An 8386-nucleotide genomic window follows, 5' to 3' on the forward strand; every position below is an offset into this window, starting at 1 on the left:
CCAGTTTACCTTTCTTATAAGGGACTGGCTCGTTTCATACACTCTTTAAAAGTCTATCATCTCTATAAAAGTTTTGTTACCTTGTCAAAGAACTTATCTTTGTACCCCGAGGTAACGCAGGACACACCGCCATCATATAACACTGCATACCCTCAAGTGGGGTGCTTGGTGCATTTTGAAAAGTCAATGCTTTCTACTACCTTTCGTGCCGGTTGACAGAAACGCTGCAAACCAGCCCCACCTGCGGGTATGCAGGAAACGTTATGCGGCAGCCTCTTGGAACGCTATCTCCAAAAGACTTTCTGGCTGTTTTGGCTTTTAGCATTTAAGAAATTTTCTGCAAACTTTCAACACCTGGAGAGGCCATCGCTTCGTGCTTGTTAATTTCCTCACGCACAAAAAATTAAATTTCCCTTACGCAAAATGGCACATTTATTTTTGCCTCATACTCACTAAAAGCCATTCACACATGGCAAAAATAAAAGAGCCATTTCCCAGCCCAAAGTACCTGCACTGAATTTTCTGAAGTTCTCTCTTAATAATTATAAATAAATGCTATGTTTGTGTAGTTTAATTTGAAAGCTATTTTTATTTAAAATGAAAAAATATTTTATAATTATATTGCTTTCTGGCCTTTTGGGATGTCAAGAAGATCAAATTGATGATAGCTCAAAAAGAAATGAAAACTGGGCTTGGTTCATAAATGAAGATACTGGAAAAGGAAGTTGGTTGCCCATTTCTGATAAAATGATAGTTTCAACTGGAGACTATACATTATTTTTTTCAACAGGGGAAATATTAGAGCAAGGAAAAATAAAAGACAGTTTGAATGTTGATACTGCTCGAGTATTTAATAAATCTGGAGAGCTCTTATATCTCAAAATTTTTAACGATAAAAATAATACTGGTAAATATTATATTTCTGATGGAGACTTTACTGAATATTATAATAACGGAAAATTATGGTTTGAAGGAGCTGTTGAAAATCATGAGGAAATAGGACTTTGGACAGAATATGATAAAGACGGAAATATTTTATGGAAAGGTAATTTTTATAATGCTTTTTATTGGAGTTCCAATTATTATTTAAATGGATCTATAAAAGACAGCTCATATTTTGAAAATAATAAGCAACAAGGAATTTATAAACTTTGGTATGAAAATGGAAAAATATCACAAATAACAAATTGGAAAGATCATTTACAAGATGGGGAACAAATTTATTTTCATGATAATGGACAATTAAGAGGTAAAGAATTTTGGATTTCTGGACAAATTCATGGTCTTAGTATTCATTATCATTCAAATGGGAACTTACATTATGAGTCAAATCATTACTATGGTGTTCGCAACGGTTTAAGAAAAGATTTTCATGATAATGGAAATTTGAAGTCTGAAGGATATTTTGAAAAAGGGGTTGCGTTTGGAGACTGGCTATGGTACAATTTAAATGGGAAATTATATCAAAGAGATTCTTATAAAAATGGAAAGCTTATAAGTATTGAAAAGATTGACTAGCCTGTATAAACCGCCTGCACAGCCAAAAGCATATTCACAATTCCCACCAGCCAAACACGCAATCCAAAAATTGCAAATAAGCTTCTGGCTTTTCCAAAAGAATTTAATTTTTTTTCCTCCCCTCTTTAAAATTAACAAACACCCTCACGCACCGCCCAACTGTTGCTATTCATTGACATTGTGCTGTTCGCAACTAATCGTGACTTTCTATAAAGGTTGAAAGGCCGACCGCATAACACTGCATACCCTCAAGTGGCGGTCTAGGTGCTCTATTGCAACGCCTTGGATTTCTATTAACTTTGCTGCCCGCGGTTATTGGTTCGGTGCTGTAATCGCCACCTGCGTATATGCAAATAACGTTAGCCGTAAGCATTGCGGGGCGGTGCGACAGACGAGACAGTCAGCCTTTTTCATTGAGCACCTTTTCTGCAAATTTAGAACGTTCAGGGCAGCCCTTCGCTTCGTGCTTTATTCTTTTCATCGCCCCGCAAAAAACAAAATTGCCAACGCAAAAATCGCACATTTGCTTTTGCCGCATTCGCTCAAAATTCAACACACAAAGGCAAAAGCAAAAGAGCAATTTCGCCAGCCTAAATACCTGCTTTTTATAAATCATAAAAACTTAATTAAATCTAAAAATATTAGTATGTTTGTTAAATATTATCAATTCCTTTTTAAATTTAATTAAACAGAAAAAATGATAAGCAGACTTACTTTTTTGACACTTCTAGTTTGTGTTTTTGTAGGACAAAATTCATTCTCTCAGGAAAAAGCAGAGATAGATACCACAGAGATATGGCATGCAGTTGATGTAATGCCCGTATTCCCTGGCAATGAACCTGCATTATTTAAATTTATTAGCAGCAATTTGAAATATCCAGAAGAAGCTAAAACTAAAAATATCAAAGGAACTGTATTTATTGAATTCGTTATTGATACTGTTGGTAATGTTCGGCCAGAGACAGTTAAAGTAAAAAAATCATTACACCCTTTATTGGATGACGAAGCGATTAGAGTGGTCAAGCTTTTACCACAGTGGAAACCTGGTTTTATAACAATATTAAACAAACCGGCAGAAGTCAATTACGTGTTACCTTTTCAATTTAAATAATACATACAAGTAATTTTATTATGAAACAGTTTATAGTTATTATATTATTTTGTTTTAGTGGTACATTGACATATTCACAACCTCAAGATTCAAAGCCCATTCAGTTTATTTATGGAATAAATCAATTAGATAGTCTTATTCTAGACTTGCAGATGTTTCCTGGGGACGCAATGATGGATATTAGTTTTGTTAAAATTCCTTTGGTTTTTACTATTACAGATAGCGGAAAAGTAAAAGACATTAAAATTTCAGGAAATTCAACAGTAAAGCTTGCAGGTTTTACTGGAAAACCTAGAAATGAAAGACTCATCAAAAAATATTTCGAATCGCAATCTATTGAAATTTGCAAAATGACTGAAGGCTTATGGATTCCAGCAAAAGAAAATGGGAACCCTATTTCAGACACTATTTCACATACATTTTCATTTTCAGTACAAAGGACTTATAAAAAGGTTTTTACTGGAGGAAATAATTTTATAGATTATAATTATGACAATTATGAAGACATAGAGAACTATCCTACGGACAGAATTTATAGGGATATGTCAAAAAACATGACAAATGCACTTTTAGGAAAAAGGTATCATGCAAACTCTACCAAATATGTTCAAAGGAATCAGTTATTAATTGCGGAAATACTTATTGATATAGCAAAATTAAAATTAGATAATAATGTTGATTTGCTTTTTGACCATGGAATTATAAAACAAAAGCTAAACAAATTAAACGAAGCTTGTGACAGTTTTGCAAAAGGTGCTATTTTAGGTGATACTGAAGCGGAGCAAATCAAAAATAAGTATTGTAAATAAGTTGTAAAGAAATTCCGGTACGAAAAGCCTTTCACACAATCCAAGCACATTCACAATTCGCTCAAAATCCAACCCTCAAACCAAAAATTGTAAATAAGCTTGTATTTTTCCCATAGAAGAATTTTGTTTTTTTCTCCCCCCTCTTGAAAAGAATAAAACACCCTCACCCGCAGAATCCCTGTCACTATTCATTAGTGTTGCACTACTATTCGCAACTAATCGTGACTTCCTAGAAAAGTGGGTAATGCCAACGGCTAACATTGCATATTCGCCAGTGGCGGTCTAGGTGCTCTATTGCAAAACCTTTAATTTCTATTAACTTTGCTGCTCACGGTTTTTGGTTCGGTGCAATAATCGCCACCAGCGTATATGCAAATAACGTTAGCTGTAAGCATAGCGCACCGGTGGGACAGAAGGGACAGTCAGCCTTTTTCATTGAGAAACTTTTGTGCAATTTTCAACGCCTCAAGCAAGCCATCGCTTCGTGCTTTGTTTTTTTCCTCCCCGCATAAAAAAATTAAAATCCCAACCGCACAAAATAGCACTTTGCCTTTTGTCACAATCACACAATCTAACACACCTTGCCAAAAGTCAAAAAGCTATTTTTACCGCCCCCAAGTACCTGCAATATTTAAATAGAGCAGGTTTTATCACATTGAAAAAAATTGATGCTTTTTGAGGAATGCAAGTGTAACTAAAAGTTAACAACTAATTAAGCCCAGCCCAATAGCTCTAACCAACCTGCATAATCATACCATTTTGAAGTTACTTTATTTTATCGAGAATTTGAACAGCGTCAGAGTTATGTAATCAACATACTGTCTGTCCTCTACGACCAGAGCCATCAAAATTAAGAGAATTACTTCTAAAATTCACACAGTAATTGGATGTCTTTACTATCTATTCTATTTACTGATAAATTATTTTACTCATTCTCACATTCTCTCCATCTGAAATTTTTATAAAATACATCCCTTTGGAATATGAGTTAATATTTATTGAGATATTAAATTCATTTGTCTGTATTTTTTGAAACACAACTTTTCCTAAAGCATCAAGTACATAAATATCAATAAGTTTTGAATTGTGTTGAGGAATGGTTACAGTAAATATGCCGCTGTTGGGATTAGGATAGATACTGAACATATCATTAAGAATAATGCTATTTCCCTCATCAGTCTTTTTGGAATCACTATTAGTAGTAACCTCACTATTTTCAGTAGGAGTACCTGTACTAAACACAGTTAGTGGATTATCATAATCTTCCTCTCCTCCAGAACTTCTTCCATTACCACAACCTCTTAAACATCCTTGAGTGGTTGCCCTGAAATTACTACCTGCAACTGCTCTAAACCCTGGGCCTAAACGAACTATAGGAGCATTAAAAGTAACTGATGTTCCGGTCTGAACAGTAACATTGTTTGCTGCCTCTATGGTAGTTGTTGCTTCATATACACCATTATAAGTTCTTGTACCTGCATTGGAAGGATTAGTGATGGCATTAACATTAGCACTTGTGTGCAAATCATTTGTATTTGAAAAATTCCAACTTACTCTACAAGGCTCATCTCCACCCATTGCCGATATCCATAAATTAGAGGTACTATTAGGACTTAGCCAATCTCTAAGTCTTGAAGTAGATGAACTACCCTCATCCCATGAAGCAGCAAAGCGGCCATAATAATCAGGCTCGTCAGAATCATCTCCGCAAAAACTCCATCCTCCCCATAATTGACCTATTACTCTTCCGCTTGCATCATATATGGGTGAACCAGAAGACCCTCGCGCAGTAACTCCAGATTCCCATTCAACTCTCCAAGCTTTAGTTCCCGATACTCCATTTAAAAACCATGTTTGTAAGTATTTTGTCCTATCAAGTTTTTTCTCGTAAAAAGAAATCTTTTTTATATCTCCATTTGGATGGTGTATGCCTACTCCAGAATTTGGCCTATCATCCGAATTGTCAAAACCATTAAAATACGTATTAAAATTACCTGGAGGTCTATCGTTTAATTCTATTAAAGCAAAATCGGAATTAGATCTTTTTGATCTAATTATTGAACCTGAAATAGAAAAAGTGGTTGGTGGAGGAGTGGAGGGAACTGAACAATCCTGACTTTGATAGTTAAAAATATATACCCAATCATTTATAGTAAAGCCGGCATCAGTCGTACCCTCTACACAATGATTGGCTGTAAGAAAATATGGTCGTAAGTCTCTTCTTTCATTTGTAATTAATGAACCCGTACATAAAGCAAGGAGATGATCAGAATTATCATCGATCAAAGCAATTAATGCAACACTTCGTCTTTGATTACACCAATTATTACCCTCAGGACATCTAACATTGATATGACAATCCTCGGAAGTCCCAAAAGTTCCGTCACCATAACCATCAATTATATGATTTCTGGTAAAAACATCTTTATAGGAGTGTATAAATGCCGATAAACTTAATTCAGGAGTAGAATTCACATTCGGAGGCTCATTATATTCTATTATTATTGATTCTCCAACAATTGGCCCTATAGAAAATCTCTTATTAGCTTTATTATTTATTTCTGTAAAGGCTCCTAAAATTTGTTTTTTATCACCACTATATGCGTAGAGTTTTGATCCTGTGGGCAAATAAAATGTATCAAATATTAGAAATCCAGAATATGAACCAATTGAAGTAAGTTGAAGTCTCCAGATTTTGCTTCCATCAGGTAAAGTCTCCCAACTTCCTGAATTGTTTATTCTGTAATCAATTTTGATTGGAACGGCAAAAGTATATCCCTTTGATGCTTCTCTTGCATTGATTGAATCCTTTTTCAATAACTCTTTATTGTTTAAGGATGGTAATATAATTGTTTCAATATTTCTTGCATCAAGCTGGGTACTATTAGAAATACTTAATGGGATTCCTTTCTCAGAAATTTGCGAATAAGCAAAAACAGTCGTCAGTATTAAACCTGCTCCGGATATTATTTTTTTTAAATTCATAATTAATATTTTACCTTAAATTCAATCAAATTATTTGAAGGTGTTTTTGGAATCAAAGCCCAATTTGATATGGGAAATATTGCTCTTTCATTTGTTTCCACTAAAGAAATTTTATATAAATATTTTTTTTCTATCTCATGGAAACAAACCTTCTTGATATACTTGTAATTTTTTTTTCTTTCTGGGTAGGGTTTTAAATATTGTCCTAAAAGAGTCTTCTGAGTAAAATCAATATTTGGAAGCACAACGGCTGAATCAAGATTGAAACTTTTAAATATTTCCTGATAAGTAGAATCATCTTGGATTATATATTCAGCATTTGTAAAAGGGATTTGAGGTAGGTTTATATTTTCAAATTCTACGGATGAATATTCTTTAGAACAAATATTTACTTCATCTTTTCTGCAACTATTATTAAATATTAAAATAATCAACAGAGAATAATATAGTGCCATTTTTTTCATAATTATCTAATTTTTAATCCTTGGAATTTCAATTTTTTATAAATCTTCTTTATTGACTTTAAATGCCAATATTTAAAAATACACAAGTATTATTTTCTTTCCAATTCTTCTATTCTTTCTCTTAGCAATTTATTCTCTTTAATTTAACTGAAAAACATTATTAAGAGAGTTCAAACTTATTACTTCTGATTCTTTTCAACGTGAATTTTAAGAAAATTCAATTCTTCAATCAATTTTTGATTTATTTTCTTCAATTCCTCTTGTTCTTTTAGAAGTAATTGTATTTTTTCCTCATGTTGAATTTGATAAAGACTTATTTCTTCTATATTTTGCAATAATCCTTCAGCAGTTTCGGTGATTCCCATTCCATTTTCTTGCATGTCGCTGGCAGGCTTAATATAAGGAAGATGTTTCTTTTCAAGAATAAAAGTTTTTCTTTCTTGCAGTGAAGGCAATTTATAATTGTTGTCGAAAACAAAATCACATCCTGTGGCAGTTACTATAACATCCGTTGCTCTTATTTGACCATTAACTTGTAATTTTGATTGAGGAGAGTTACATCCAATTCCAACATTGCCATTTACATCTATCATCATTCTAAATCCATACCCAATTTCTCCAATACCAAATCTTCCCCCACCTGCATATTGAATCTGAGATTCCCTTACACCACCACTTGTTACAGCCATCAAAGTTAGTCGGGAACCAAGAGTGCTTGTAAATATATCGATGCTTTGGTTACCCGCTCCTCTAATTTCAAGTTTTGCTCCAGGTATTGATGTTCCAATACCTATATTGCCATTGCTTCCAACATGGAATCTTGATCCAGAAATTTGTATATTCCCTCTTACATCAAGGCTCGATTGAGGATTATCAGTTCCAATTCCAACACTTGCAGGACATGAATTTCCTGTATAAATAACACCAGATTTATATGCCCAAGCAGGAGTAACAAGTGTATATAAAGGATTATCTGGATGGCTTGGAAGCCCTTCCCAGCAATCAGTAGCAAACAAACGTGCAATTAATTGATCAGTTGACAGAGGTGATAGTTTTCCATTCGGAGATATTTCAATTAATCTTTTTTCGTTTGGGAGTCCAATAAGTTTATCTAAAAAAATATCTTTTCTAATTTTTACATCTCCCTCTTTAGTGATCTCCACCCTTGTCGTATCTGCTGTAATAATTGATAAATCAGAATTTGTTTTTAGTCCTAATTGCTCTGTAGTATTTGAAGAAATGTTTCCGCCCATTTTAAAATGGATTGGAGGCTGTCCTTGCCCTTGGCTAAAAGCATTATAAGTGAAATTTGTAAATAACAATAACAAAACCACATTAAGTAAAAAGTGTAAATTATTTTTCATGGGAATAAATGTAATCGGTAAATAGCAATACACAACTTTTGGTAAATAAGAATACACAGAAAATGGAAACAAGAGTGCACAGCTTTTAAACTTCAAAGGGGGTACCCCCTTTGAAGTTTAAAAGGATATTTGTCG

The 8386-nt window shown here is 33.7% G+C and carries 6 protein-coding genes; 3 read left to right on the plus strand and 3 right to left on the minus strand.

What is annotated here, in order from left to right; translation table 11 throughout:
• Positions 1–597 precede the first annotated feature (597 nt).
• The 3 genes from H0V01_15000 to H0V01_15010 all read left to right on the plus strand — a co-directional run bounded on the left by H0V01_15000 (position 598) and on the right by H0V01_15010 (position 3438).
• Positions 598–1518 carry a toxin-antitoxin system YwqK family antitoxin gene (locus tag H0V01_15000; GenBank protein MBA2584679.1) on the plus strand — a complete coding sequence of 307 codons (921 nt, stop codon included), beginning with the start codon at positions 598–600 and terminating at the stop codon, positions 1516–1518.
• A 697-nt stretch (positions 1519–2215) separates the two neighbouring features.
• Positions 2216–2629 (plus strand): energy transducer TonB, encoded by a 414-nt coding sequence (locus H0V01_15005; protein ID MBA2584680.1) that lies wholly within the window; start codon positions 2216–2218, stop codon positions 2627–2629.
• A 20-nt stretch (positions 2630–2649) separates the two neighbouring features.
• Positions 2650–3438, plus strand: a complete 789-nt coding sequence (locus H0V01_15010) for a hypothetical protein (protein ID MBA2584681.1) — start codon at positions 2650–2652, stop codon at positions 3436–3438.
• A 909-nt stretch (positions 3439–4347) separates the two neighbouring features.
• Here H0V01_15010 and H0V01_15015 read toward each other — a convergent pair.
• From H0V01_15015 to H0V01_15025, 3 genes are all read right to left on the minus strand, one after another.
• Positions 4348–6423 (minus strand): T9SS type A sorting domain-containing protein, encoded by a 2076-nt coding sequence (locus H0V01_15015; GenBank protein ID MBA2584682.1) that lies wholly within the window; start codon positions 6421–6423, stop codon positions 4348–4350.
• 2 nt (positions 6424–6425) lie between these two features.
• A complete protein-coding gene (locus H0V01_15020) occupies positions 6426–6887 on the minus strand; it encodes a hypothetical protein (GenBank protein MBA2584683.1) in 462 nt (153 codons plus the stop codon).
• A gap of 179 nt (positions 6888–7066) precedes the next feature.
• Positions 7067–8251, minus strand: coding sequence for a hypothetical protein (locus H0V01_15025; GenBank protein ID MBA2584684.1), 1185 nt, complete (start codon positions 8249–8251; stop codon positions 7067–7069).
• Between the last annotated feature and the right edge of the window lie 135 nt (positions 8252–8386).

The organism is Bacteroidota bacterium (assembly GCA_013696965.1).
GTDB lineage: Bacteria > Bacteroidota > Bacteroidia > JACCXN01 > JACCXN01 > JACCXN01.

Excerpts from the sequence above, each read along its gene's own strand:
- H0V01_15000 (MBA2584679.1), top strand. The coding sequence starts at position 598 with ATGAAAAAATATTTTATAATTATATTGCTTTCTGGCCTTTTGGGATGT.
- H0V01_15005 (MBA2584680.1), top strand. The coding sequence starts at position 2,216 with ATGATAAGCAGACTTACTTTTTTGACACTTCTAGTTTGTGTTTTTGTA.
- H0V01_15020 (MBA2584683.1), bottom strand. The coding sequence starts at position 6,887 with ATGAAAAAAATGGCACTATATTATTCTCTGTTGATTATTTTAATATTT.
- H0V01_15010 (MBA2584681.1), top strand. The coding sequence starts at position 2,650 with ATGAAACAGTTTATAGTTATTATATTATTTTGTTTTAGTGGTACATTG.
- H0V01_15025 (MBA2584684.1), bottom strand. The coding sequence starts at position 8,251 with ATGAAAAATAATTTACACTTTTTACTTAATGTGGTTTTGTTATTGTTA.
- H0V01_15015 (MBA2584682.1), bottom strand. The coding sequence starts at position 6,423 with ATGAATTTAAAAAAAATAATATCCGGAGCAGGTTTAATACTGACGACT.